Source organism: Variovorax soli, from assembly GCF_031454625.1.
Taxonomy (GTDB): Bacteria; Pseudomonadota; Gammaproteobacteria; order Burkholderiales; family Burkholderiaceae_C; genus Variovorax; species Variovorax soli_A.
The window spans coordinates 1-23,778 of record NZ_JAVDRF010000006.1; the positions used below are offsets into that span (position 1 = coordinate 1).

The 23,778-nt window shown below is 65.4% G+C and carries 33 protein-coding genes and 1 tRNA gene; 22 read left to right on the forward strand and 12 right to left on the reverse strand.

Features of this window, described 5'->3' with window-relative positions; all coding sequences use genetic code 11:
- From J2739_RS15155 to tatC, 10 genes are all read left to right on the forward strand, one after another.
- A partial coding sequence (locus J2739_RS15155) for a hypothetical protein (RefSeq protein ID WP_309903045.1) occupies positions 1 to 215 on the forward strand: 215 nt, incomplete at its 5' end.
- A 120-nt stretch (positions 216 to 335) separates the two neighbouring features.
- On the forward strand, positions 336 to 1,172 hold the full coding sequence (locus tag J2739_RS15160; RefSeq protein ID WP_309903047.1) for a D-hexose-6-phosphate mutarotase: 837 nt from the start codon (positions 336 to 338) through the stop codon (positions 1,170 to 1,172).
- Positions 1,173 to 1,195: 23 nt separating this feature from the next.
- Positions 1,196 to 1,975 (forward strand): imidazole glycerol phosphate synthase subunit HisF, encoded by a 780-nt coding sequence (gene hisF / locus J2739_RS15165; RefSeq protein ID WP_309903049.1) that lies wholly within the window; start codon positions 1,196 to 1,198, stop codon positions 1,973 to 1,975.
- Between the two features lie 155 nt (positions 1,976 to 2,130).
- The gene (gene hisI, locus J2739_RS15170) at positions 2,131 to 2,532 is read left to right on the forward strand and encodes a phosphoribosyl-AMP cyclohydrolase (RefSeq protein ID WP_309903051.1); all 402 of its coding nucleotides are present in this window, start codon (positions 2,131 to 2,133) and stop codon (positions 2,530 to 2,532) included.
- Positions 2,529 to 2,918, forward strand: coding sequence for a phosphoribosyl-ATP diphosphatase (locus tag J2739_RS15175; protein ID WP_309903053.1), 390 nt, complete (start codon positions 2,529 to 2,531; stop codon positions 2,916 to 2,918). The genes hisI and J2739_RS15175 overlap by 4 nt, the downstream gene beginning before the upstream one ends.
- Before the next feature lie 12 nt (positions 2,919 to 2,930).
- Positions 2,931 to 3,320, forward strand: coding sequence for a DUF4870 family protein (locus J2739_RS15180; RefSeq protein ID WP_309903055.1), 390 nt, complete (start codon positions 2,931 to 2,933; stop codon positions 3,318 to 3,320).
- Entirely contained in the window at positions 3,310 to 3,669 is a 360-nt protein-coding gene (locus J2739_RS15185) for a histidine triad nucleotide-binding protein (protein ID WP_309903057.1), read from the forward strand. The genes J2739_RS15180 and J2739_RS15185 overlap by 11 nt, the downstream gene beginning before the upstream one ends.
- A 69-nt stretch (positions 3,670 to 3,738) precedes the next feature.
- On the forward strand, positions 3,739 to 3,978 hold the full coding sequence (tatA, locus tag J2739_RS15190) for a Sec-independent protein translocase subunit TatA (protein WP_309903058.1): 240 nt from the start codon (positions 3,739 to 3,741) through the stop codon (positions 3,976 to 3,978).
- A gap of 13 nt (positions 3,979 to 3,991) precedes the next feature.
- Complete coding sequence (gene tatB / locus J2739_RS15195; RefSeq protein ID WP_309903060.1) at positions 3,992 to 4,450, forward strand: Sec-independent protein translocase protein TatB; 459 nt, start codon at positions 3,992 to 3,994, stop codon at positions 4,448 to 4,450.
- Between the two features lie 74 nt (positions 4,451 to 4,524).
- Positions 4,525 to 5,322, forward strand: a complete 798-nt coding sequence (gene tatC / locus J2739_RS15200) for a twin-arginine translocase subunit TatC (RefSeq protein ID WP_309903062.1) — start codon at positions 4,525 to 4,527, stop codon at positions 5,320 to 5,322.
- Positions 5,323 to 5,344: 22 nt separating this feature from the next.
- Here the strand turns inward: tatC and J2739_RS15205 are convergent, their stop codons facing one another.
- On the reverse strand, positions 5,345 to 6,502 hold the full coding sequence (locus tag J2739_RS15205; protein ID WP_309903064.1) for a S1C family serine protease: 1,158 nt from the start codon (positions 6,500 to 6,502) through the stop codon (positions 5,345 to 5,347).
- 183 nt (positions 6,503 to 6,685) lie between these two features.
- On the opposite strand from J2739_RS15205, the gene J2739_RS15210 reads away from it, so the two are divergent.
- Together J2739_RS15210 and pdxA are read left to right on the forward strand one after the other, a co-directional pair.
- Positions 6,686 to 7,462, forward strand: coding sequence for a Nif3-like dinuclear metal center hexameric protein (locus J2739_RS15210; RefSeq protein WP_309903066.1), 777 nt, complete (start codon positions 6,686 to 6,688; stop codon positions 7,460 to 7,462).
- Complete coding sequence (gene pdxA, locus J2739_RS15215) at positions 7,459 to 8,508, forward strand: 4-hydroxythreonine-4-phosphate dehydrogenase PdxA (RefSeq protein WP_309903068.1); 1,050 nt, start codon at positions 7,459 to 7,461, stop codon at positions 8,506 to 8,508. The genes J2739_RS15210 and pdxA overlap by 4 nt, the downstream gene beginning before the upstream one ends.
- On the opposite strand, the gene mscL is transcribed toward pdxA, so the two are convergent.
- Complete coding sequence (mscL, locus tag J2739_RS15220) at positions 8,495 to 8,923, reverse strand: large conductance mechanosensitive channel protein MscL (RefSeq protein ID WP_309903069.1); 429 nt, start codon at positions 8,921 to 8,923, stop codon at positions 8,495 to 8,497. The two genes, pdxA and mscL, sit on opposite strands and share 14 nt — an antisense overlap.
- Before the next feature lie 154 nt (positions 8,924 to 9,077).
- On the opposite strand from mscL, the gene petA reads away from it, so the two are divergent.
- From petA to J2739_RS15250, 6 genes are all read left to right on the forward strand, one after another.
- The gene (gene petA, locus J2739_RS15225) at positions 9,078 to 9,692 is read left to right on the forward strand and encodes a ubiquinol-cytochrome c reductase iron-sulfur subunit (protein WP_309903071.1); all 615 of its coding nucleotides are present in this window, start codon (positions 9,078 to 9,080) and stop codon (positions 9,690 to 9,692) included.
- A 13-nt stretch (positions 9,693 to 9,705) separates the two neighbouring features.
- Positions 9,706 to 11,106, forward strand: a complete 1,401-nt coding sequence (locus J2739_RS15230; RefSeq protein WP_309903073.1) for a cytochrome b — start codon at positions 9,706 to 9,708, stop codon at positions 11,104 to 11,106.
- Between the two features lie 20 nt (positions 11,107 to 11,126).
- On the forward strand, positions 11,127 to 11,882 hold the full coding sequence (locus J2739_RS15235) for a cytochrome c1 (RefSeq protein WP_309903074.1): 756 nt from the start codon (positions 11,127 to 11,129) through the stop codon (positions 11,880 to 11,882).
- Positions 11,883 to 11,978: 96 nt separating this feature from the next.
- Complete coding sequence (locus tag J2739_RS15240) at positions 11,979 to 12,590, forward strand: glutathione S-transferase N-terminal domain-containing protein (protein WP_068684852.1); 612 nt, start codon at positions 11,979 to 11,981, stop codon at positions 12,588 to 12,590.
- Positions 12,591 to 12,613: 23 nt separating this feature from the next.
- On the forward strand, positions 12,614 to 13,186 hold the full coding sequence (locus tag J2739_RS15245) for a ClpXP protease specificity-enhancing factor (protein ID WP_309903075.1): 573 nt from the start codon (positions 12,614 to 12,616) through the stop codon (positions 13,184 to 13,186).
- A 61-nt stretch (positions 13,187 to 13,247) separates the two neighbouring features.
- A tRNA-Thr gene (locus tag J2739_RS15250) sits at positions 13,248 to 13,323 on the forward strand.
- A gap of 170 nt (positions 13,324 to 13,493) precedes the next feature.
- Here J2739_RS15250 and J2739_RS15255 read toward each other — a convergent pair.
- The 8 genes from J2739_RS15255 to J2739_RS15290 all read right to left on the reverse strand — a co-directional run bounded on the left by J2739_RS15255 (position 13,494) and on the right by J2739_RS15290 (position 18,907).
- Entirely contained in the window at positions 13,494 to 14,093 is a 600-nt protein-coding gene (locus J2739_RS15255) for a hypothetical protein (protein ID WP_309903078.1), read from the reverse strand.
- 193 nt (positions 14,094 to 14,286) lie between these two features.
- Positions 14,287 to 14,874, reverse strand: coding sequence for a hypothetical protein (locus J2739_RS15260; RefSeq protein ID WP_309903080.1), 588 nt, complete (start codon positions 14,872 to 14,874; stop codon positions 14,287 to 14,289).
- 2 nt (positions 14,875 to 14,876) lie between these two features.
- On the reverse strand, positions 14,877 to 15,023 hold the full coding sequence (locus tag J2739_RS15265) for a hypothetical protein (protein WP_309903082.1): 147 nt from the start codon (positions 15,021 to 15,023) through the stop codon (positions 14,877 to 14,879).
- The gene (locus J2739_RS15270) at positions 15,020 to 15,319 is read right to left on the reverse strand and encodes a helix-turn-helix domain-containing protein (RefSeq protein ID WP_309903084.1); all 300 of its coding nucleotides are present in this window, start codon (positions 15,317 to 15,319) and stop codon (positions 15,020 to 15,022) included. Before J2739_RS15270 ends, J2739_RS15265 begins: the two co-directional genes overlap by 4 nt.
- 218 nt (positions 15,320 to 15,537) lie before the next feature.
- Positions 15,538 to 15,783 (reverse strand): helix-turn-helix transcriptional regulator, encoded by a 246-nt coding sequence (locus J2739_RS15275; RefSeq protein ID WP_309903086.1) that lies wholly within the window; start codon positions 15,781 to 15,783, stop codon positions 15,538 to 15,540.
- 108 nt (positions 15,784 to 15,891) lie between these two features.
- Complete coding sequence (locus J2739_RS15280) at positions 15,892 to 16,416, reverse strand: hypothetical protein (protein ID WP_309903088.1); 525 nt, start codon at positions 16,414 to 16,416, stop codon at positions 15,892 to 15,894.
- Between the two features lie 121 nt (positions 16,417 to 16,537).
- Complete coding sequence (locus tag J2739_RS15285; RefSeq protein ID WP_309903090.1) at positions 16,538 to 17,563, reverse strand: P63C domain-containing protein; 1,026 nt, start codon at positions 17,561 to 17,563, stop codon at positions 16,538 to 16,540.
- Between the two features lie 126 nt (positions 17,564 to 17,689).
- On the reverse strand, positions 17,690 to 18,907 hold the full coding sequence (locus tag J2739_RS15290; RefSeq protein ID WP_309903092.1) for a tyrosine-type recombinase/integrase: 1,218 nt from the start codon (positions 18,905 to 18,907) through the stop codon (positions 17,690 to 17,692).
- A 255-nt stretch (positions 18,908 to 19,162) separates the two neighbouring features.
- On the opposite strand from J2739_RS15290, the gene J2739_RS15295 reads away from it, so the two are divergent.
- Genes J2739_RS15295 through J2739_RS15310 form a run of 4 tightly spaced genes read left to right on the forward strand, consistent with a single transcriptional unit; the run spans position 19,163 to position 22,557 of the window.
- Positions 19,163 to 20,383 carry a helix-turn-helix domain-containing protein gene (locus tag J2739_RS15295; protein ID WP_309903093.1) on the forward strand — a complete coding sequence of 407 codons (1,221 nt, stop codon included), beginning with the start codon at positions 19,163 to 19,165 and terminating at the stop codon, positions 20,381 to 20,383.
- A gap of 45 nt (positions 20,384 to 20,428) precedes the next feature.
- Positions 20,429 to 21,124 (forward strand): Vgb family protein, encoded by a 696-nt coding sequence (locus J2739_RS15300; protein ID WP_309903095.1) that lies wholly within the window; start codon positions 20,429 to 20,431, stop codon positions 21,122 to 21,124.
- Positions 21,121 to 21,900, forward strand: coding sequence for a DUF899 domain-containing protein (locus J2739_RS15305; protein ID WP_309903097.1), 780 nt, complete (start codon positions 21,121 to 21,123; stop codon positions 21,898 to 21,900). The genes J2739_RS15300 and J2739_RS15305 overlap by 4 nt, the downstream gene beginning before the upstream one ends.
- Positions 21,901 to 21,930: 30 nt before the next feature.
- Positions 21,931 to 22,557, forward strand: coding sequence for a hypothetical protein (locus tag J2739_RS15310; RefSeq protein ID WP_309903099.1), 627 nt, complete (start codon positions 21,931 to 21,933; stop codon positions 22,555 to 22,557).
- On the opposite strand, the gene J2739_RS15315 is transcribed toward J2739_RS15310, so the two are convergent.
- Together J2739_RS15315 and J2739_RS15320 are read right to left on the reverse strand one after the other, a co-directional pair.
- A complete protein-coding gene (locus J2739_RS15315; RefSeq protein WP_309903101.1) occupies positions 22,478 to 23,317 on the reverse strand; it encodes an alpha/beta hydrolase in 840 nt (279 codons plus the stop codon). The genes J2739_RS15310 and J2739_RS15315 overlap by 80 nt on opposite strands.
- 11 nt (positions 23,318 to 23,328) lie before the next feature.
- A complete protein-coding gene (locus tag J2739_RS15320) occupies positions 23,329 to 23,634 on the reverse strand; it encodes a hypothetical protein (protein ID WP_309903102.1) in 306 nt (101 codons plus the stop codon).
- Positions 23,635 to 23,778: the final 144 nt, after the last annotated feature.

The following is a 23,778-nucleotide window of genomic DNA, read 5'->3' on the forward strand; positions in this document are numbered from 1 at the left end:
GCAGCGACACCACGCGCTTCATCAGCCCGGCGGCCAGCACGGCGATCGCCAGCAGCACGGGCAGCACCTCCACCGAACTCGCCGCGGGCTTCACCCTGGGCCTGAGCGAATCGACCAGCCTCTACGGCGAGGTGGGCAAGCTGTGGGCCTCGGGCGGGGACACCCGCGTGAAGTCGCAGCTCGGTGCCTCGGTGGGGCTGCGCGTGCGGTGGTAGGGCGAAGCGTTCGCCCTTCGCACCGAAGGCCCACCCTCGCATCGCAAGCGCATCGCGCCAGTCCCGTTCGTCATGGCCGTGGCGACCTCGGTCGTCACGCGCCAAACCTAGAATGGGACCATGTCTCTCCAAGAGCTCGATTTCCACGGCCAGCCCGCCCTGCGCCTCGCCCTTTCCGACGGCAGTGCCTGCACAGTGGCATTGCATGGCGCCCAGGTCCTGTCCTGGACGACGGCAGATGGCACCGAGCGCCTCTACCTCAGCCCCGAGGCGCATTTCGACGGTCGGAGCGCGATCCGCGGCGGCGTGCCGGTGTGCTGGCCGCAGTTCAACCAGCGCGGGCCGCTGCCCAAGCACGGTTTCGTGCGCAATGTCGCCTGGCATGCCGAGGCAAGCGGCGGCAAGCCCGACACCCTGGTGCTCTCGCTGCACGACAACGAGGCCACGCGCGCGATCTGGCCCCATGCCTTCCACGCCAAGCTGGTGGTGACCTTGGCGCCGCATTCGCTGCGGGTAGCGCTCGGCATTGACAACACCGGCGGCGGGCCCTGGCCTTTTGCTGCCGCGCTGCACACTTACCTGCGGGTGGACGATATCGCACAGGCGACACTGCAAGGCTTGCAGGGCGCCAACCGCTGGGATGCGGTGCGCGACGACCGGCATGTGGACCTCGCACCCGAGCTGCGCTTCGGTTCCGAATTCGACAGCGTCTATGCGGCGCCGGCCCGGCCGCTGCACCTGGTGCAGCCCTCGGGCACGCTCGAGATCGCGCAGAGTGCGAGCTGCACCGAAACGGTGGTCTGGAACCCCGGGCCCGAACTGAGCGCCAAGCTGGCAGACCTGCCGGACGATGGCTGGCGGCACATGCTCTGCGTCGAGGCCGCGCGCATCGACGAGCAGGTGCTGCTGACGCCCGGCGGCAGCTGGCAAGGGTGGCAGCAGCTCACCGTCCTCTGAACCTCATTCCGATCGAACCCACCATGCTTGCGAAGCGCATCATCCCCTGCCTCGACGTGACCGGCGGCCGCGTCGTCAAGGGCGTCAATTTCCTCGAACTGCGCGATGCCGGCGATCCAGTCGAGATCGCCGCGCGCTACAACGCGCAGGGCGCCGACGAGCTGACCTTCCTCGACATCACGGCCACCAGCGACGACCGCGACCTGATCCTGCCCATCATCGAGGCCGTCGCCTCGCAGGTGTTCATCCCCCTGACCGTCGGTGGGGGCGTGCGCACGGTCGAGGACGTGCGCCGGCTGCTCAATGCGGGTGCCGACAAGACCAGCTTCAACTCGGCCGCCATCGCGAATCCGCAGGTCATCGAGGACGCCTCGCGCAAGTACGGCGCCCAATGCATCGTGGTCGCGATCGACGCCAAGCGGCGCTCTGCCGAGGACGCGTCCCGCCGCGGCGAGGGCTGGGACGTCTACAGCCACGGCGGCCGCAAGAACACCGGGCTGGACGCGGTGCAGTGGGCGGTCGAGATGGCACGCCGCGGCGCCGGCGAGCTCCTCCTGACCAGCATGGACCGCGACGGCACCAAGAGCGGCTTCGACCTTGCCCTGACCCGGGCGGTGAGCGACGCGGTGAGCGTGCCGGTGATCGCGTCGGGCGGCGTCGGTAACCTGGACGACCTGGCCGACGGCATCCAGAAAGGCGGCGCCGACGCGGTGCTGGCGGCGAGCATCTTCCATTACGGCGAATACACCGTCGGCGAGGCCAAGGCCTGCATGGCGGCGCGGGGAATTCCCGTGCGGTTGTGAGGCCGGACATCCATCCGCGAAGTACGTGAAGGTTTCGCGAAGGGTGCGAAAGGAAAACCAGCAATGACACCGGCTGTTCTTCTGCGGCCTTCGCGTCACCATCGCGCGGTTTGCATGCGGATGTCCGTCCTCCCGAATCCCCGACAATCACCTCCATGAACTGGCTAGACGAAGTGAAGTGGGACGCGAACGGCCTCGTGCCGGTGATCGCGCAGGAAAAGGGCAGCAAGCATGTTCTGATGTTCGCCTGGATGAACCGCGAAGCCCTGGAAAAGACGGCTGAGCTGGGTCGCGCCGTGTACTTCAGCCGCTCGCGCAGCAAGCTGTGGTTCAAGGGAGAGGAGTCGGGCCATGTGCAGACCGTGCACCAGATCCGCATGGACTGCGACAACGACGTGCTGTTGCTCGAGGTCACGCAAACCGGCCACGAGCCCGGCATCGCCTGCCACACGGGCCGCCATAGCTGCTTCTTCAGCCGGTACGAGAACGGCCGGTGGACCGTGACCGAGCCGGTCCTGAAGGACCCCGCAACGATCTACCCACCTTCGCCACGATGAGCACCGACGCCCCCCGACATCCGACCGAAGACGCGCTGGCCCGCCTGGCCGCGGTGATCGAGAGCCGCCTGCCGGCCCGCGGCGGCGATCCCGACAAGAGTTACGTCGCACGCCTGCTGCACCGCGGCCCCGACGCCTTCCTCAAGAAGATCGGCGAGGAGGCCACCGAGGTGGTGATGGCCGCCAAGGATGCCGACCACGGCGGTGAGCGCACGAAAATAGTGAACGAAGTGGCCGACCTCTGGTTCCACACGATGGTGGCCCTGGCCCACTACGGCTTCTCGCCGCGCGACGTGGTGGCCGAGCTGGAGCGGCGCGAAGGCACCAGCGGGATCGAGGAAAAGGCCTTGCGCAAGGCGCAGGACCGCGAAGCTTCCAACGACTGAGAGGATGACGCCATGCCCAACGACATCGTGACCGTCGAACCCGATTCGTCGCTCAAGACCTGGGGCTGGATCAGTTACATCCTGCATCTGGTGGTCGCCGTGGGTGCCGTGCTGCCCGGTGCGCAGGCCTCGATCGCGCTTCTGCTGATCGCCCTCGTGATCGACCTGGTCAAGCGCGACGATGCCGCCGGCAGCTGGCAGGCCTCGCACTTCAGCTGGCGCATCCGCTCGGTGCTGTGGGCCGGCGTCGCCTACATCCTCACCGCCTGGCTCTGGCTGCTGCTCTTTCTGCCCGGCTGGCTGGCCTGGGCGCTGATTTCACTGTGGTTCCTCTACCGCATCGTCAAGGGGATGGTGCGCATGAATGCGGGCCGCTCCATGGAGCCTTCGAATGTCGTCTGATCCGAACTGCATCTTCTGCAAAATCATCGCGGGCCAGGTCCCGTCCCGCAAGGTCTACGAAGACGAGGAGCTGTTCGGCTTCCACGACGTGGCGCCCTGGGCGCCGGTGCACTTCATGCTGGTGCCCAAGCGCCACATCCCCTCGATGGCCCAGGTCACGCCGGAGGATTCGGCGCTGCTCGGCCGGATCATGACGCTGGCGCCCAAGCTGGCCCTGGAACAGGGCTGCCGGCCCTATCCGCAGGGCGGCTTCCGGATCGTCGTGAACACCGGCGCCGAGGGCGGGCAGGAGGTCCACCATCTCCATGTCCACGTCATGGGCGGACCCAGGCCCTGGCTCAAGGGTTGATATTCCCCTGCGCGCGGGAGGTCTGCTTCTCGCGCCGACTAAAATCGAGGACTTCTTCAGGAGTAATCCATGGGTTCACTTTCCATCTGGCACTGGCTGATCGTGCTGCTCGTCGTCGTGATGATCTTCGGCACCAAGAAGCTGCGCAACATGGGTTCCGATCTGGGTGGCGCCGTCAAGGGTTTCAAGGACGGCATGAAGGACGGCTCGGCGCCCGAGACGCCCGCTACCCCGAATCCCCAGGTGAGCGCCAACGGCAGCAACGCCGACAAGTCGACCATCGACGTCGAAGCTCGCCAGAAGTCCTGAGCCAGCTTCATCCGTGATCGACCTCGGCATCTCCAAACTGGCGTTGATCGGCGCAGTCGCGCTGATCGTGATCGGCCCCGAGAAGCTGCCGCGGGTCGCGCGTACCGTCGGCACGCTGCTGGGCAAGGCCCAGCGCTACGTGAACGACGTCAAGGCCGAGGTCAACCGCTCGATGGACCTGGACGAGCTGCGCAAGATGAAGGACACGGTCCAGGACGCCGCGCGCGAGGTCGAGCACAGCATCCAGACCGGCGCCAGCGATTTCGAGAAGCAGTTCTCGGACGTCGGCCAATCCGGCGCCGAGCTCGCCGAGCCGGTGCCGAGCTACCCCGAGTACAAGCATCCCCGCAAGAAGTGGCGCCTGAAGCAGGGCGCCATGCCGCAGTGGTACAAGGCACGCAATGGGGTTCGCACCCGGGCGCTGTCGGGCGCGGCGCGCGTGGCCCGCTATCGCCCCCACAAGATCAACTGAGAGCCCTCTGAGCGCCGTTCGCTCGTTCCGGCCGCGCGCAGCGCGCCCCTCCACTTTCGCCGCAGCGCCCCCACATGGCCGATTCCCCTGACAAGAACAAAGAAGACGAGCTGGCCGGTACCGAGCAGCCTTTCGTCGCGCACCTGATGGAGCTGCGCGACCGCCTGCTCTACTGCGTCTACGGACTCGTGATCGCAGGCATCCTGCTGTCCATCTGGCCCGGCCCGAGCGGGCTGATCGACCTGATCGCGGTGCCGATCCGCGCCCACATGCCGCACGACGCCAAGCTGATCGCGGTGGGCGTGTTCTCGCCCTTCTTCGTGCCGCTGAAGGTGCTGCTGATGGCCGCGGTCCTGCTGGCGCTGCCCTGGCTGATGTACCAGGCGTGGATGTTCGTCGCACCCGGCCTGTACAGCCACGAGAAGAAGTTCGCGCTGCCGCTGATCATCTTCGGCAGCTTCCTGGCCTACTGCGGCATCGCCTTCGTGCAGTTCTTCGTGCTGGACAAGATGTTCGGCTTCATCCAGCGCTTCACGCCGGCCAGCGTGGCCGCCACGCCGGACATCGCCTCCTACGTCGAGTCCATCCTCTCGCTCTACCTGGCCTTCGGCGTCGCTTTCCAGGTGCCGATCGTGGTCATGCTGCTGGTGCGCTTCGAGATGGTCACGATCGACAAGCTGAAGAGCTTCCGCGGCTACTTCATCGTGCTGGCCTTCGTGGTGGCGGCGGTGCTGACCCCGCCCGACGTGGTCTCGCAGCTGGCGCTGGCGATTCCGATGTGCCTGCTCTACGAGGTCGGCATCATCGCCGCGCGCTACTTCTCCAAGTTCAGCAAGTCGCCGGAAGAAAGCGCCGACTCGGCGCAACCCTGAGAGGCTTCCGCCGGCGCCGATCTCACTCGGTCTGTGGCGCGCGGCGCACCGGGCTGCGCGGCCGCAGGCCCGGCGTCACGTCCAGCTCCATCTTGTCGCTGCCGCGCTGAAGCGCAAAGCGCGTCGCGTTGCCGGGCTTGAGCCCTGCGACCGCCGTCAGCAGCTCCTGTACGTTGCCGATGTTCTTCTCGCCGACACCGGTGATCACGTCCCCGGGGCGAATGCCCGCCCGCGCGGCCGGGCCGTTCTGCAGGACGCCCGTGATGATCACGCCCTTGTTGGCCTTCACGCCGAAGGTCTCCGCCAGCTCCGGCGAGAGGTCGTTGGGCTCGACGCCGATCCAGCCGCGCGTGACCTTGCCTTCCCTGACGATGTCTTCCAGCACCTGCTTGGCGGTCGAAACGGGGATGGCGAAGCCGATGCCCATGCTGCCGCCCGAGCGCGAGTAGATGGCGGTGTTGATGCCCTCGAGGTTGCCGTTCACGTCGATCAGCGCACCGCCCGAATTGCCAGGGTTGATGGCGGCATCGGTCTGGATGAAGTTCTCGAAGGTGTTGATGCCCAGCTGGTTGCGCCCCAGCGCCGACACGATGCCGCTGGTCACGGTCTGTCCGACGCCGAAGGGGTTGCCGATGGCAAGGACCTGGTCACCGACCTGCAGGTTGTCCGAGTTGCCCAGCACGATCACGGGCAGCTTGTCGAGCTCGACCTTGAGCACGGCGAGGTCGGTGTCGGGATCGGTGCCGATCACTTTGCCGCGCGCATGGCGGCTGTCGTTGAGCGTGACATCGATTTCATCGGCACCCTCCACCACGTGGTTGTTGGTGAGGATGTAGCCGTCGGTGCTCACGATCACGCCGCTGCCCAGCCCGATCTGCGGCTGATCGCCCTGGTCTCCGAAGAAGAAGCGGAACCACGGATCGTCGCTGCGCGGGCTGCGCTGCGCCGACTTGCTGGTGTTGATGCTGACCACGGCCGGAGAGGCCTTTTTCGCGGCTGCGCTCAGGCTGCCAGGCGCCATCGTCGAGGGGCTGGAGGCCGGCGCCTGGATCACCGACACCACGCCACCCAGCGAGGTGGCGCGGCGCCCGATCCATTCGGGCTTGAGCGTGGCGACCACGAAATAGGCCGCGAGCATCACGGTCACGGCTTGGGCGAACAGCAGCCAGGTGCGTTTCATGAAACAACAGAAGGAAAGAGTTGCAGGGTCGCCGTGCGAAGCCGGCGCCATGGAGCCGCATTGTCCCTCAATGCCGGGCCGTTCCCGTGTGCATGAGGGAGGAGGGGCTATTCGGCCGTGTCTGTCCATCCAGGGAAAACCCGGCGCTGTCGCCCGAGCGGCGACCGGGTCCACAATGGCGCGATGAGCACCACCCGCCACGAGCTATTGCACGCCTTCGACCTGCTGCTCGCGCCCGAGCGCTTCAAGGACTATGGACCCAACGGCCTTCAGGTCGAGGGCCGCACCTCCGTGCGCAAGATCGTCTCCGGCGTGACCGCGAGCCGCGCGCTGATCGAAGCCGCCATCCTGGCCGAGGCCGATGCGATCTTCGTCCACCACGGCCTGTTCTGGCGTGGCCAGGACGGCCGCGTGACCGGCTGGATGAAGCAGCGGCTGGGCTTGCTGCTGGGCGACGACGTGAGCCTGTTCGCCTACCACCTGCCGCTGGACGCCCATCCCGAGCTCGGCAACAACGCCCAACTCGGGCTGAAGCTGGGCCTGGTGGCGCATGCGGGCTCGACCGGCCGCTTCGGCGAGCAGGAGATCGGCTTCCTCGGCGCGCCCAGCAATGGCGAGACCTTTGCCAACGCCCGCTCGCTGGCAGCGCACCTGGAGCACGCGCTGGGCAAGAAGATCACGCTGGTCGACGTGCCGGCGCCGCGGCCCATCCGCAACGTCGCGTGGTGCACGGGGGGGGCGCAGGGCTACTTCGAGGCCGCGATCGCGGCCGGCGCGGACGCCTTCATCACCGGCGAAATCTCGGAGCCCCAGGCGCACTATGCGCGCGAGATGGGCGTGGCCTTCCTGGCCTGCGGGCACCATGCGACCGAGCGCTACGGCGCGCCCGCGGTGGCGGCCCATGTGGCCGCTCAGCTGGGCCTCGCGCACGAGTTCATCGACATCGACAATCCCGCGTGAAGCGCTTTTTGGCACTCGCCATCACCCTGGGCGATCCCGCCGGCATCGGCCCCGAGATCATCGCCCGGGCCTTTCGCGACGCGCCCGAGCTCACGCAGGGCTGCTTCGTGGCCGGCGACCTGGGACTCGTGCGCCAGGCGGCGCAAGCGCTCGAGGCGCCGGGAAGGCCGGCGCTGCCGGTCGCTCTGATCGAAGCGCCGGCCGAGGCGCTCGCCGTACCGCCACGCTGCATCCCCGTGCTTCAGGTCGTGCGTCCACCCGGCGAGGCGATCGTGCCTGGCCAGATCAGTGCGCTCGCCGGCCGCATCGCCGGCGACTGCGTGGTCTGGGCTGCGCGCGCCGCCCTGCGGGCTGAAGTGGCGGCCATTGTGACCGCACCGCTGCACAAGGAGGCGTTGGCCGCGGCCGGCTATGCCTTCCCCGGCCACACCGAGCTGCTGCAGGCCGAGGCCGCGGCCCACCTGGGCCGGCCGGTCGCGGAAGTGCCGGTGCGCATGATGCTGGCCAACGACGAGCTGCGCACCGTGCTCGTGAGCATCCACATGTCCTTGCGCGCGGCGATCGAGGCCGTCAACTTCGAGGGCGTGCTGCAGACGCTGCGCATCGCGCACGATTCGCTATCGGCGTTGCTCGGGCGCGCGCCGCGGATCGGCGTCGCCGGCCTGAATCCGCATGCGGGGGAGGGCGGCTTGTTCGGCACGGAAGAGCGCGAGATCATCGCGCCGGCGATCGAGGCTGCTCGCTCGCAAGGCATCGATGCGAGCGGGCCGCATGCACCCGACACCGTCTTCATGCGTGCCCGCGCCACGGCCCTGCGCGCCGGCGAATTCGATGTGGTGGTCGCGATGTACCACGACCAGGGCCTGATCCCCGTCAAGTACCTCGGCGTGGAGAAGGGCGTGAACGTGACGCTGGGCTTGCCGCTGGTGCGCACCAGCCCCGATCACGGCACCGCCTTCGACATCGCGGGCACCGGGCGGGCCGACGCGTCCAGCCTGCTCGAGGCGATCCGGATGGCGCGCGCACTGGCCTTCAGGGGCGCCTGAGGCTGTCGCGGATCTCGCGCAGCAGCACGACTTCCTCGGGCGGCGCGGCCGGCGCAGGCGCTTCCTCGTGCCTCCTGCGCAGCTTGTTGATCTGCTTGACCATCAAGAAGATGATGAACGCGAGGATCACGAAGTTGACCACGACGGTGATGAAGTTGCCGTAGGCCAGCACCGGCACGCCGGCCTTCTTGAGATCGGCCAGGTTGTTGGGCACGTTCGGCGGTATCGTGCCGAGCACCACGTAGAGGTTCGAGAAGTCCAGCTTGCCGAACACCAGGCCCGCGATCGGCATGATGATGTCGGCCACGATGGATTCGACGATCTTGCCGAAGGCGGCGCCGATGATCACGCCGACCGCGAGATCGACCACATTGCCCTTGACGGCGAACTCGCGAAATTCCTTCAGGAAACTCATGGGGGCCACCTCGCGCGCTTGTTGTTGGTCCGGGCCAGTATAGAGGGGCGCCTCGGGCGCGGCCACGCCTTGCGCTCGCGTTGAATCAGCTTGTGACGCTCCGCTACAATCGCCGGTTGACCCAAGCCCCCAGCGAAGAAGATTGAGGACCCCCATGAGTGACATCTCCGTCGGCCGCCAGCGGATCGACAGCAGCAAGCGGACGTGGTTGATCGCATCAGGCTGTGCCGGCGCAGTGGGCGGAGTGGCCACCGCCATCCCGTTCGTCAGCACCTTCCAGCCCTCGGAAAAAGCCAAGGCCGCGGGCGCACCCGTCGAGGTGGACATCGGCGGTCTTCAGCCGGGCGAGAAGATGACCGTCGAATGGCGTGGCAAACCGGTATGGATCCTCAAGCGCACGCCGGCCCAGATCGCCCAGTTGCCCAAGCTGGACGGCCAGCTCGCCGATCCGCAGTCCAAGCGCAATCCCGACGAGTTCACGCCCGAATACGCACGCAACGAGAACCGCTCGATCAAGCCCGAGGTCCTGGTGGTCGTCGGCATCTGCACCCACCTCGGCTGCTCTCCCACCGACAAGTTCCAGGCCGGCCCGCAGCCTTCGCTGCCCGACGACTGGGAAGGGGGCTTTCTCTGCCCTTGCCACGGCTCGACCTTCGACCTGGCCGGCCGCGTCTTCAAGAACAAGCCCGCGCCCGACAACCTCCCGGTGCCGCCGCACATGTACCTCTCCGATACGCGCCTTCTGATCGGCGAAGACAAGAAGGCTTGAGGAGCAAAGGAACATGGCTGAATTCAAGGAAATCTCGCCCAACGCGCCCGCCGGCGACAAGCTGCTGAACTGGGTCGACAACCGCTTCCCGCTGACCAAGCTCTGGAACGACCAGTGGGGCAAGTACTACGCGCCGAAGAACTTCAACTTCTGGTACATCTTCGGCTCGCTGGCGATGCTGGTCCTCGTGATCCAGATCGTGACCGGCATCTTTCTCGTGATGCACTACAAGCCCGACGCGGCGCAGGCCTTCGCCTCGGTCGAGTACATCATGCGCGACGTGCCCTGGGGCTGGCTGATCCGCTACATGCACTCGACAGGGGCCTCGGCCTTCTTCATCGTGGTGTACCTGCACATGTTCCGGGGCCTGATCTACGGCAGTTACCGCAAGCCGCGCGAGCTGATCTGGATCTTCGGCTGCGCCATCTTCCTCTGCCTGATGGCCGAGGCCTTCATGGGCTACCTGCTGCCCTGGGGCCAGATGAGCTACTGGGGCGCGCAGGTGATCGTGAACCTGTTCTCCGCCATCCCCTTCGTCGGCCCCGACCTGGCGCTGTTGATTCGCGGCGACTACGTGGTGAGCGACGCCACGCTCAACCGCTTCTTCAGTTTCCACGTGATCGCGGTGCCGCTGGTGCTGCTGGGCCTGGTGGTCGCGCACCTGATCGCGCTGCACGAGGTGGGCTCGAACAACCCGGACGGCATCGAGATCAAGGCCAAGCGCGGCCCTGACGGCCACCCGCTGGACGGCATTCCGTCGCACCCCTACTACACCGTGCACGACATCTTCGGCGTGGTGGTGTTCCTCACCATCTTCTCGGCCGTGATCTTCTTCGCGCCCGAGGCCGGCGGCTACTTTCTGGAGTACAACAACTTCATCCCGGCCGATTCGCTGAAGACGCCGAACCACATCGCGCCGGTCTGGTACTTCACGCCTTACTACTCGATGCTGCGCGCGATCACCGCCGAGATGGTGTATGCGCTGATCGCGTGCGTGGTGGCTGCCGCCGCCTTCGGCGTCTGGAAGGCTCGCATCGCCACGATCTTCAAGGCTGCGATGGTGGTCGCCGCGGTGATCGTCGTCGTCACGATGCTGAATACCGACGCCAAGTTCTGGGGCGTGCTCGTGATGGGCGGCGCGGTCGTCATCCTGTTCTTCCTGCCCTGGCTGGACCACAGCCCGGTGCGCTCGATCCGCTACCGCCCAGGCTGGCATTGGTACCTGTACGGCCTGTTCGTCATCAACTTCGTGGTCCTCGCCTACCTCGGCGTGCAGCCGCCCTCTCCGACGGGCGAGCGCGTGTCGCAGGTCGGTACGCTCTTCTATTTCGGTTTCTTCCTGCTGATGCCGTGGTGGAGCCGCCTCGGCGAATTCAAGCCGGTGCCCGAGCGCGTGACCTTCCACGCGCACTGAGAGAGCCGGAGCACACAACAATGAAGAAACTGATCCTCACGTTGATCGCTGCGCTCGGCATCGTGGCCGGCGCGCATGCTGCCGAAGGCGGCATTGCCTGGGACAAGGCGCCCAGCAAGACGAACGACCTGGCCGCCCTGCAGAACGGCGCCAAGCTGTTCGTCAACTACTGCCTCAACTGCCATTCGGCGGCGTTCATGCGCTACAACCGGCTGCAGGACATCGGCATCACCGAGCAGCAGATCAAGGAAAACCTGCTGTTCACGACCGACAAGGTCGGCGAGACCATGAAGGCCAACATCGATCCGGTCCAGGCCAAGGCCTGGTTCGGCGGCGTGCCGCCCGACCTGACCCTGGTTGCCCGCTCGCGCGCCGGCCACGGCGGCACCGGGGCCGACTACCTGTACACCTACCTGCGCACCTTCTACCGCGACGACACCAAGGCGACCGGCTGGAACAACCTGGTGTTCCCGAGCGTCGGCATGCCGCACGTGCTGTGGGAGTTGCAGGGCGATCGCCGCCCGGTCTTCGAGAAGGCCGAATCGCATGGCCATGAGACCGAGGTGTTCAAGGGCTGGGAGCAGGTCACGCCCGGCACCATGACGCCCCTCCAATACGACCAGGCCATCGGCGACCTCGTGGCCTACCTGCAGTGGATGGCCGAACCGGCGCAGAACACCCGCATCCGCGTCGGCGTGTGGGTCCTGCTGTTCCTGGTCATGACGCTGGTCTTCGTGTGGCGTCTCAATGCGTCGTACTGGAAAGACGTGAAGTAACGACGGAACGCGGCCCGGCCTTTGCGGGCGCGCGGTCCTTGCGGAGTGGGTTGCCGAGAGCAACCCACTCTTTTTAGTTTTTAGGAGCCTTAAGCCATGATGGTCTTGTATTCAGGAACGACCTGCCCCTTCTCCCATCGTTGCCGCTTCGTGCTGTTTGAAAAAGGCATGGACTTCGAGATCCGCGACGTCGATCTCTACAACAAGCCCGAGGACATCAGTGTGATGAACCCGTACGGCCAGGTGCCGATCCTGGTCGAGCGCGACCTGATCCTGTACGAGTCGAACATCATCAACGAGTACATCGACGAGCGCTTCCCGCATCCGCAGCTGATGCCCGGCGACCCGGTCGACCGCGCGCGCGTGCGCCTGTTCCTGCTCAACTTCGAGAAGGAACTGTTCGTGCACGTGTCCACGCTCGAGAACCGCAGCGCCAAGGGCAACGAAAAGGCGCTGGAGAAAGCGCGCTCGCACATCCGCGACCGCCTGACGCAGCTCGCGCCGGTGTTCCTCAAGAACAAGTACATGCTGGGCGACAATTTCTCGATGCTGGATGTCGCCATTGCGCCGCTGCTTTGGCGCCTGGATTACTATGGCATCGACCTGAGCAAGAACGCAGCCCCGCTCTTGAAGTACGCCGAGCGCATCTTCTCGCGCCCCGCCTACATCGAAGCGCTGACGCCTTCCGAAAAGGTCATGCGCAAGTAAATGCCGAACCCCGCTGCTTTTTCATGATCAATGCGCTGGAGTCCTCTTCGACCCGCCCGTACCTGATCCGGGCGCTGTACGAGTGGTGCACGGACAACGGCTTTACCCCCTACGTGGCGGTGCAGGTCGACGACACCGTGCAGGTGCCGCGCGAGTACGTGAAGAACGGCGAGATCGTGCTCAACATCAGCTTCGATGCGACCAGTTCGCTCAAGCTGGGCAACGACTTCATCGAGTTCAAGGCCCGCTTCGCAGGCACCGCGCGCGAGATCAGCGTGCCGGTCGGCCGCGTGATCGCGATCTATGCGCGCGAGAACGGCCAGGGCATGGCCTTTCCGGCGCCCGCGCCCACCACGGCGCCGGCCGATGCCGCCGGCGCCTCTGCCGGCGCGCCAACGCCTGCCGCGCGCACGCCCCTGCGCGATGCCTCCCGCGGCGCGGAAGCCGACCCCGGCAAGGTGGTGCACCTGATCAGCGGAGAAGGGGCGGCAGACGACGACACGGCAACAACGGCGTCCACGCCCCCCGACCCGGAGGATCCACCGCGCCCGCCGGGCAGCGGCGGTTCGCGTCCTTCGCTCAAGCGCATCAAGTAGCCGGCTGCGGACACAAGGGGCTGCGTCAGGGGGCACCGTTAGAATCAACCGCCATTCCCGTGCCGCTTTAGCTCAGTTGGTAGAGCAACCGCCTTGTAAGCGGTAGGTCGTCAGTTCGATTCCGACAAGCGGCACCAAATCAAAGCCCGGCAACATCCAAAGTTGACCGGGTTTTTTCTTTTCCCCCTCTGGGGAGCCCTGATGAACGTCCAATGTCGTCCGTTCAAGTTTGCCTGAATCCGGGGGTACATGGGGGTACTTTTGGGGGTGTGTGTCGCAAAGTTGGGGGTATTTCGCTGCTGCCGAGTCACCTCAGCAGGTCGGCCAAGCCGTGACGCTGCACAAACAGGGCCATCGCCCGGTCGCGCTGTTCCTCGCAGTCCAGAATGGCCTGTATGAGCCGATCATGGGTTGTCTGGTGCATACCCTTTGGTCGGGTCCAGTTTTCGCCTAGGTGGCGTTCTAGGCCTGCTTGCCGACGCCACACACGGCCGATCCAGTCTTCCGATTGGCTGGAGTAGGCCACCCGTTGGCAAGTTCGGCAGGCAAAGCGCCCAGACCGCATGTAGAGCACCGCAATTCGTCTGGAGCACACGGGACAAGCGAACCAAGTGCGCGAGCCCCCAAAGCCGCATGACGTTGGTTCGATGCGCACGAACTGGCTTGCTTCGCGTCGGTTCTGATCCCCGCCGATGGAGTACAGCAGGGACAGTCGATCACGGTTATCCACGCGAATGCTGATCGTCCCGGTCACCTCGCTGCCGCGCCGCCATGTCCAGGCGAACTGGTTGCCGGGCTTCAGCAGTCGCCGCCGATTTAGATCACGAACATCCAGCCGCAACAGGTGTTCGGCCTTTGCCCGATGCGCCGGCCTTCCCGCACCCCATCTCAGTCCGCCTCTTGCCATGTGCGAGCCCCTCCACAGAAAACGAAATCAACCGCCCAGTCTTTCCTGCATCGCGCGACCCCGACCATCTTTGAATTGCCTTTCTCGCTGACCTTCGTGCAGCGTAGGGATGGCAACAATGCAATGGTGTTCGATAGTCGAAGCATGGGCAGCAACGCACAGAGCAATCGAGGAAACGGCCGCAAGCGAGTATTCATGCGGGTTCCCGGACGATTTGAGCCTTTGCCCCTAGCTTCGATGGTCGAACCGGAGAAACGCGCACTTGTTCGATAGTCGAAGCGGCAATCGGCTTGTCCGCTTCGATGGTCGAAGCTTTCCGATTCGATAGTCGAACCTTCGATGCGCTTTTGCGGGTGAACGCCTGCACCGCATGCTTCGCTTCGCGCACGTTGGCGAATCGCCGCCACTCGTTTGTTGCTGGCCCAGCCTTCACGCTGGCCTTCGGAATCTCGAAGGTGGATTCGTCGGTGAAGCGGTACAGGCTGCATAGCTTGCCGCCGCTCGCGATGCCGCCTTGTCGCGTTTTCTCGATGAAGCCCAGCGCCTCCAATCGGTGCAGTGCCATGGCCAGCGTGGAACTGCTACTGATGCCAGCGTGACGCATCTCGGCCAGCGTGGCATTGATGTCGCCGTTATTGGTGCGGCCCAGCTTGCGACGCATGGCCAGGTACACGCGCACGTCAGCGTGAGTCAGGGCACGCCATGCCGGGCTGTCCAGCAGGTGCCAGTACAGGCGCACATGCCCGCCCCGAGGATCAGCAGGAGCCTTGTTGCGCGCCATGCCTATGCCCCGCTCAGCCGGCGCAGGTACAGGTACAGCCCGGCCAACTCCACCATCGTCATGCTGGCAAGGTCGGGGGTGATGCCCATCCCTGCGAAGCGCCACGTCAGCAACTCCAATTCCTTCAGCCAGTCGCGCGGCAACTTCATGATGTTTCCCCGCTCTGCAGGACGTACATGCCGACCCGATGTGCAGCGCCGGCCTCGGTCGTAATCGTCTGCCAGTGAGTCTCAATGCGATGGCCCAACTTGCGAAGCTGGAGAACACGCGCCGGGCAGTGGTACACGTCTAGATAGCGCATGGCCTCGAAGGTGTTGATTGCGTAGCGGCCCAGTGCAGCCAGCAAGCGCACGCGCTGGGCATTGCTCGCGCTGCCGGTGTACGTCGCGCGAATTGCCTGCAGGTCGGCTATCTTTTCTGGGGGAGTGGTCTGATCGCGATCCATGGCCGCCTACCTTCCTGCATTCGCCCGCAAGTAGGCGTCGATTGCATTGAGGTCAAACAGCGTCACCCTTGGGCCAGCTTTCAACGGTTGCGGAAAACCGGGGCGTTGAATCCATGCCCACAAGGTTGAGCGAGCAATTTGGAAATGGGCGCACGCAGCCTTTGCACGGGCGTATTTGGGGCCTGTGGCAGTTGCTGCCGAGTCGATCATGCGGGCGTTCATTTCGCCCCCTTGGCGCGCAGCCAGTTGGAGACACTGCCGGCCACCCAGCGAGTGCAGCGATTGCCGTCTCTGACCGGCATCGGAAACTTGCCCTCGGCCACCTTGCGACGGATAGTCGATTCAGATAGGCCAGTAACTTCGATGACCGTTTGAATTTTCAGCAGGGCTTCAGGGATATGAAGTGATTGGACCGTCTGGAGCGGCGGACGCTTTTGACGAGACGTGGTGGAAACTGAATGCACTTGGCGCTCCGTGATTGATGACGGAGTGCATGGTGCGCATTGATTGCAAAGTAATCAACGGCACCCAACCGGCAGAGTACGTACTTTTCCCGTTGAATACGTACTCTGCTAGAAGGGTACGGACTCCCATGACTGGCACCACCGCTCAATTACGCGTTGATTGGTTAGCGACTCAAACTTTTCAAGCATGTCCCGCGCGAAAGCCGCTTTACCGCGGTAGCGTGACGGATCCTTCTGCCACAGATCCCAGAGTTCCCGAACTTGCTTCTTTGCCCCTTGCTTTGGGTCAGCTTCGAGCCGCCTTTTCGCCAACAACTTGGCTTTCATTGACTCTCGCATGTTTCCTGCCAAAAACACGAACTCCCAAATTGAATCTGCATCGAGGTTCGACGCAATTAGTTCATTTGTGGTTGTCGTGTGGCGTAGAAACTCCGCCTCGCTTCCCTCTAGATCGTCCAAAAAAACATCTGGAATACTTTGTAGGTGAATAAGCAGCTTTTGGGCTCGTTCCCTGTTCAGCGCGCTTTTTTTCTCCGTGTCTTCTGTTTGGATCTGTTCTACGTTTTCCCAATACTGCACGTCTTCGGAAACTTCGAGGCTCTCGAAGTCTTCTGAATCCTCGGAAGATCGCATGCGTCCCCTCACGCCCCTGAAAAGGTGCCAGCCCGGGCCGTCAGGGAAACGGCTTCTCGGGAATCAGCCCTCGAAATGGCGAACTGAGCCACGGTCGGTGGTGTGTCGAGTCGGTTTGCTGTTAGGAATCCTCGGGGGACGGTAAATCAAGCTCAAGCGTTGCGCCCTTCCTAGGCATGACCTGATCCACCATCTTCACGAAGCGGTGCCATCCATAACCGTTCTTGAGCGCCGACCGCTGGAACATTACAAGCGCGTGCATGTGCTGGGCGAGCATGGGATTGCCAATGTCTTCTGTGAGCCATTGATGCAACTTGCTCGGACGCCGCCCTTTTTCATCTCTCGGACTTTTCTTCTTCAATTCATCGAGCAATCCAGGTGCGATTCGATCGTAAACAAGGTCAGTCGTGTACTTGGCCACTACGCTATATCTGTTCTTGCCCATCCCTGGCCAAGTCCAGCCGCGCAGCTTGTAGATGTTCTCGTAAAACTCATCTGGAAACTTTTTTGCCCATGCTGCAAGTTCTTTGCGGACAAGCAGTTCTAAGTAAGATTGAAGGGCATCGCGTGGTCGTTCTTCTTGATAGCCGGTAGCTTCATCAACAAGAGCGACGATGCCCACTCGCGCGAATGATCGGACCAGCATGTCCGCGAACTGGCCATATCGTTGCTCTTGCTCAGTAATCAGCGCACCGGCGTCGCGTGCCTGTAGGAGCGCTTCGCAGAGTTCTTGCAAAACAGTCGCTTCAAATCCATCGCTTGGAACCCCCACCTTAGGGGAGCCGCCCGTAAACTGGATCGGCGTTTCGATGGCCAAGGGTAAGTTGTTGTTTTCTAAAGCCTTTAACGCTTTTAACCCTTGAATTCTTGCAATACCTTGGCCACGGCCCTTCATCCCGATTGCAGTTGTTAATCCTCTACCTGAGATTACTCGTCGCCCGTCGTCCAAGACAAAACAAGCGATCTCAAGGTCTGCGATTTTTAGGACGCCTTTGTATGCCGCATGGGGGAGTTTGACGCTTGAAAACTTGGCCTTTTTGGCAAGTGCGCCCTTCCGCGCAATCTCACTTCGCTGTTCTGCGGTGAGCTTTGCGGCGCGCGCGGCACCGCCCTTTGCGCGGCCGGTAGGTTCTTGATCTTGAGGCATGCAAGCAGAAAGTTGGTTTGGCTGCTTGCATTCTGCCCGATTCTTTCCAGGAGACGCAAGCAAAAGAGGGTAGAAGTGCTTGCATTCGACGTGGGCGCACTAGTGTGGCCACGAGCTTTGGCGTCTTTAGGCAGCAGTGCGAAGCGGGACCACGTTGGCTCCGGCTTCCAGCGAAGTCACCAGCGCGCCCCAGTCGTCCATGATCTTGCGGCGTTCTTCAAGGTGTTCGCTGCGCGCATAGGCTGCAACGACCTTGCTACGTTCGGCATGGTCGAGCTGGCGCTCTAAAGCCGCGACGCTCCACCCCCGTTCCGAAAGCAGGCTTCGAGCCGATGCGCGAAAGCCGTGCAAGGTCTGCCGGCCTTGGTAGCCCATGCGCACAAGCATGCGGCCAATGGTGTTCTCGCTCATGAAGGCGTCGGCACCATCGCGATTCGGGAACACGCTCGGGGTGTCTCCGGTTAGCGCGTGCAGGTCGCGCAGCGTGTCGATGGCCGCTTGCGACAACGGTACGACATGGGCCTGATTGAGCCCCTTGCCCATCTTCATGCGTGCAGCAGGGATTCGCCACTCACTGGCCTCGAAATCAATTTCGCTCCATCGTGCATGGCGAAGCTCGCGCGAGCGCACAAAGGTCAGCAGGGCCAAGCGGGTTGCCTGCAATGTCAGGCGGTCAGCAGCTTGGTAGCTGTCGAGGTCGCGCAGGAACTGGCCGAACTGGCGGCGGTCCGTCAGCGCCGGCCGGTGCTTCACATCGGGGGCCACGATCGCTCGAACTAGATCGGCGGCAGGGTTGTAGGTGGCGCTGCCAGTCGCAATGCCAAAGCGGAAGACTTGCCCGCACAGTTCTCGCAGGCGCGTTGCTGTGTAGGTTGCGCCTCGGGCTTCGATCTTGCGCAGCATCGCCAGCAATTCGGGCGGTGTGATGGCCGACACCGGCCGGTTGCCGATCACGGGAAACACATCGGCTTCTAAGTGCTTGAGCGTCTTTGCTGCAGTGACTGCGGCCCAGCGCTTGGCATTGGCCTTGTGCCATTCGAGCGCAACGGCTTTGAAGCTGTTGGCCGCGTCGGTAGCGATCTTGATCTTGGCGGTCTTGCGCAACAGGCCAGGATCTTCGCCACGAGCGAGCGATTGCTTTGCGCTGTCTCGGCACTCGCGCGCATCTTTCAGGCTGACGGCGGGGTACACGCCAAACGCGAGTAGCTTTTCCTTGCCGCTATGGCGGTACTTCAAACGCCAGTACCTGCCACCCGCAGGGGTGATGTGCAGGAACAGTCCGCCACCATCGGCGTGCTTGCCCGGTTCGGTTAGTTTGCGTAGCTTTGCATCGGTGAGTCGCACGGGGGTATCCCTCGCAGGTTGGGGGTACATATGGGGGTACATTCTGCCCCCGCTCCGACGACATCAAGCATTCATGCGGGTTCCCGGGCTGTGTTCTAGTCCGACAAGCGGCACCATCCGACATTTCCCCCCGGTTCGGCAAGGCGGCGCGCCCGCAGCTCGAGCGCCTCGACGGCCACCGCTGCGTGCCCCCTTCCGGCGCAGAACCCATCGCAAGCGCGACGCGGCATCGGCGCGCTGCGTTAGCCTGTCGCCATGGACTCCCTCATCGCCGCCTCCGCGCGCGCACTCGCCGCCGGCGACGCGCTCGGTGCCCTCAAGCGTGTCGCACTGCGCGAGGACCCGCCAGCGCTCGCCCTGCGCGGCATCGCCATGGCCCAGCTGGGTGAGCATCCGCGCGCGCGCGAGCTCCTGCGGCGCGCCGCCCGCGGCTTCGGCGCCCATGAGGAGCACGCCCGCGCCCGCTGCCTTGTCGCCGAAGCGGAGGTGGCGCTGGCCATGCGCGATCTCGGCGGTTCGTCGCGCCCGCTGGCGGCCGCCGCGGCCACGCTCGAATCCCGCGGCGATCGTGCCAACGCTCTGCAGGCGCGGCTGATCGCAGCGCGCCGGCTGCTGCTGCTCGGCCGCCTTGGCGAGGCGGCGGCCGCGCTGGCACATCTCGATGCGCGCGGCCTGCCGCCGTCGCTGGCGGCAGTGGCCGAGTTGAGCGCGGCTGAACTGGCGCTGCGCAAGCTGCATACCGATGCCGCGCAGGCGGCACTGGGCCGCGCGCAAGAGGCCGCTCTGCGCGCGCGCGTGCCGGCGCTCCTGGCCGAGGTGGCGGAGGCTGCCGCAGCGCTCGAACGCCCTGCTGCCCGCCGCCTCTTCCCCGGCGGTGAGCAGGCGCTTCGGCTCGGCGAGGTGGCGGCGCTCCTGGGCTCCAGCGCGCTGGTGGTCGACGCCTGCCGGCGCGGCCTGGGTGCCGATGCGCAGTGGCGGCCGCTGGCGCGCCGGCCGGTGCTGTTCGCCTTGCTGCGTGCGCTCGCCGAAGCGTGGCCGGGCGATGCCGACCGCGAAGCCTTGATCGCGTGCGCATTCCGCACCCAGGACCCCGACGAGACGCACCGGGCGCGCCTGCGGGTCGAGATCGGCCGCCTGCGCGCGCTCGTCGCGCCGCTGGCGCACATCGAGGCCACCGCGCGCGGCTTCGTCCTGAGGCCGCACGACGAGCGCACCGTCGCCGTGCTGGCACCCCCCATCGACGGCGAGCAGGCTTCATTGGTGGCGCTGCTCTCCGACGGCGCGGCCTGGTCGACCTCGGCGCTGGGACTGGCGGTGGGGGCCAGCCAGCGCACCGTGCAGCGCGCGCTGGTGGAACTCGAGGCACAGGGCCGGGTGCGCTCGATCGGGCGGGCCCGCGCGCAGCGCTGGTTGGCGCCGCCGCTGGCCGGATTCACGACGATCTTGTTACTCCCCGCTGCGCTCCCGTTTGAATAGAGTTGCCCCAAGGCGCCGATCCGCGGCGCATCACCAGGAGCAGCGATGAGCAGCAGGACAAACCAGGGCAGGCCCCGGACCGCAGTGCATGCGGCCGAGATCGTCCGCGAGTACGGGCCCTTTCCCGGCGCCGACAAGATCAACGGCGTGACCCACGATGGCCAGCGGGTCTGGGCCGCCACCGGCGCGAGGCTGGTCGCCTTCGATCCCGAGAGCGGCGAGCCCACGCGCACGCTGGCCTGCGCAGGCGACGCGGGCACCGCCTTCGACGGCACGCATCTCTATCAGATTGCCGAGTCACGCATCGACAAGATCGATCCGGCCACCGGCGACATCGTGGCATCGATCCCTGCGCCGGGCCAGGGGAGCGACTCGGGGCTCACCTGGGCCGAGGGCAGCCTGTGGGTGGGGCAGTACCGCGATCGCAAGATCCACCAGATCGATCCGGCGACCGGCGCCGTCATTCGCACCATCGAGACCAACCGCTTCGTCACCGGCGTCACCTGGGTCGACGGTGAGCTGTGGCATGGAACCTGGGAAGGGGACGACAGCGACATCCGCCGCATCGACCCCGCCAGCGGCGCCGTGCTCGAGCAGCTGGAGATGCCGCGCGGCACCGGCGTCAGCGGGCTCGAATCGGATGGCGCCGGCCTCTTCTATGCCGGCGGCGGAACGAGCGGAAAGGTCCGCGCCGTGCGGCGCCCCGGCCGCGCATCGAACCAGGAAAGGGGCACATCATGAACACAGCGACCTTCGACGCAGGCACTGTCGACCATTCCGTCGTGTCGAGAGACCGATGGCTCGCCGAACGCAGGGCATTGCTGGCGCGCGAAAAGGAGCTGACCCGACTGCGCGACCAGATTGCCCGCGAGCGCCGCGCGCTGCCTTGGGAGCGCGTCGAGCAGGACTACGCCTTCGACACCCCCGAAGGCCGGCGCACGCTCGCCGAGCTGTTCGACGGCCGCCGCCAGCTGCTGGTGCAGCACTTCATGCTCGCCCCGGGGTGGGAGCAAGGATGTCCGAGCTGCTCGTTCATGGCCGACCACGCCGACGGCATGAACGTGCACCTGGCGCATCGCGACGTCACCTTCGTGGCCATCTCGCGGGCGCCCCTGGCCGAGATCGAGCGATTTCGCCGGCGCATGGGCTGGCAGTTCAAGTGGGTGTCCTCCCATGGCACCGACTTCAACCGCGACTTCGGCGTCACCTTCACGCCGGAGGAAGTCGCCCAGGGCAAGCTCCATTACAACTACGGCGAGTGGCTCTTCGCGTCGGAGGAATGGCCCGGCATCAGCGTGTTCTACCGGGACGACACGGGTCGGATCTTCCACACCTACTCGACCTACGGGCGTGGCGTGGAGGTGATGATGGGGACGTACAACATGCTCGATCTCGTGCCGAACGGCCGCGGCGAGCGCGATGTGCGGCACAAGATGGAGTGGGTGCGCCACCACGATCGCTACGACCCGTCGCCGCTCCCGAAGCCGGCTGCCCACGCGTGCTGCGCGCACGAATGAGGGCGTAGGCCGAGACTCGGAGCCCATGGCATGGCAAGCTGGTGGCCATGGCTGGCGGTCGCAGGGGTCGGCGCCCTTCACGGGCTGAACCCTGCCACCGGCTGGATGTGGGCCGCCGCCTGGGGCGTGCGTTCGCGCGATCGGGCGCAGGCGCTGCGCGCGCTGGTGCCGATCGCGCTCGGCCATGCCGGGTCGGTCGCGCTGGTGGCCGGTGCCGTGGCGCTCGGGCTGTCGATGGATCGCGTGGCGGTGCAAGCGGTGGCAGGCGGGCTGCTGGTCATCGCCGTGGCGCTTCACCTGTCGGGCCGCTCGCCCCGGCGGGCCCGCGCGCCGGCCGGGCATGCAGGGCTGGCGCTCTGGTCCTTCATCATGTCCACAGCGCATGGCGCGGGATTGATGCTGGTGCCGGCGCTGATCCCGCTCTGCCTGGGCGACGCGTCGGCCCGGGCGCTCGGCGCATCGGGTTCGCTGGCGCTGGCACTGGCGCTCGCGGCCGTCGGCGTTCACACGGCGGCGATGCTCGCCGTCACCGGCGTGATCGCCATAGTGATTTGCCGCTGCTTCCCCGAAGCCTTGCTCAGGCCGCCTTCGGCTCGGGCAGGATGGCCGTCAAGGCGAAGTCGACGAGATGGAGCCAGGTCGTTTCGAGCCCCATGATGTTGTAGTGGTCGGACCCGGCGATCGTCTGCACGCTGATCGGCGTCGGCCAGGCCGCGATGAGCTTCTGCGAGCGCTCCGGCAGCACGACCACGTCCTGCTCCGCGAGGAGGACCTGGGTTTTCGCCGCCACCTCCTTGCAGTGCGCCAGTGAGTTGAACTGGTGCCGCAGGAACAGGGACAGCGGAACCAGCGGGAAGCGTCGCTTCGCCACCTCCAGCATCGAGTCGTAGGGCGTGATCAGCTGAAGGCTCGAGAACGCCTGCCGCGCCACCAGCTGGATGGCCACGCCCGTGCCCAGGCTGCGCCCGACGACGTGCAGGCGGACGTGCGGGAGCGCGCGGCGCAAGTGGTTGGCAAACTGGCCCGCATCCTGCACGGAGGCGAGCTCGGAGGGGTGCCCCTCGGAGTCGGCCACCCCGCGGTAGTTGATGGCGGCGAATCCGAAGCCTTCGGGCAGCCAATGCAGCGCCCGCGCCGTGGCGCGGACATCCTCGCCGCGGCCGGCGAAGTAAATGAACAGGTCCCGCAGCGCGTCCTCGCCGTGGGGGTGGTAGACGTACCCCCTGACCATCCCGCCCGGGACGGTGTGCGAGTACGTGGAGAAGTCGTCGGACAAATGCACGACCGGGTGCTTGCGGGCGTTGAACAGGATGTCGCCCTGGCGTGCCGCGAGGAGGGTCCAGTAAGCCGCGAGGCTGCCGATGGCGGCTGCCGAAGCCGAGAGTGCGATGCGAAAGGTTCTGGATGTGGATGACAAGGCTTCGCTTCTCAGTGGCGCGTGTGGACTTTGAGGCGCAGGGTCACGTCCGCCCAGCCTCTGGATTTCAGGCGCGCCTGGAGCGCAGGTACCAGCTGCCGCAGCTTGGCCGCCGCGGCGCTGCCGCGCACCAGCAGGCACCAGCTGTCGCCTTCCACCGGGCCGGCCTGGACTGCGGCGCGCATTTCGGGCGGGATCAGTTCCTGGATCGCCTGGAGCCGTTCGGAGGCGTCGCGCGCGCGCGCCATCAGGCTCGCCAGGGTGGGCGAATCCTCGGCGGCCTGCTGCAAGGTGACAGGGTGGAGACGACGGTTCATGACAAAGGTGCTGGTATGGCAACGCGGCTAAAATGCCCGGTTTGCCGGCATTCGTGCCGGTGGGGTCCGTCCCATTTGGCGTGTTGATTTTGCGCCAGGCGCGCCCACCTGCTTTCACTATCTTAGGAATTCCGGTCGCAGCCC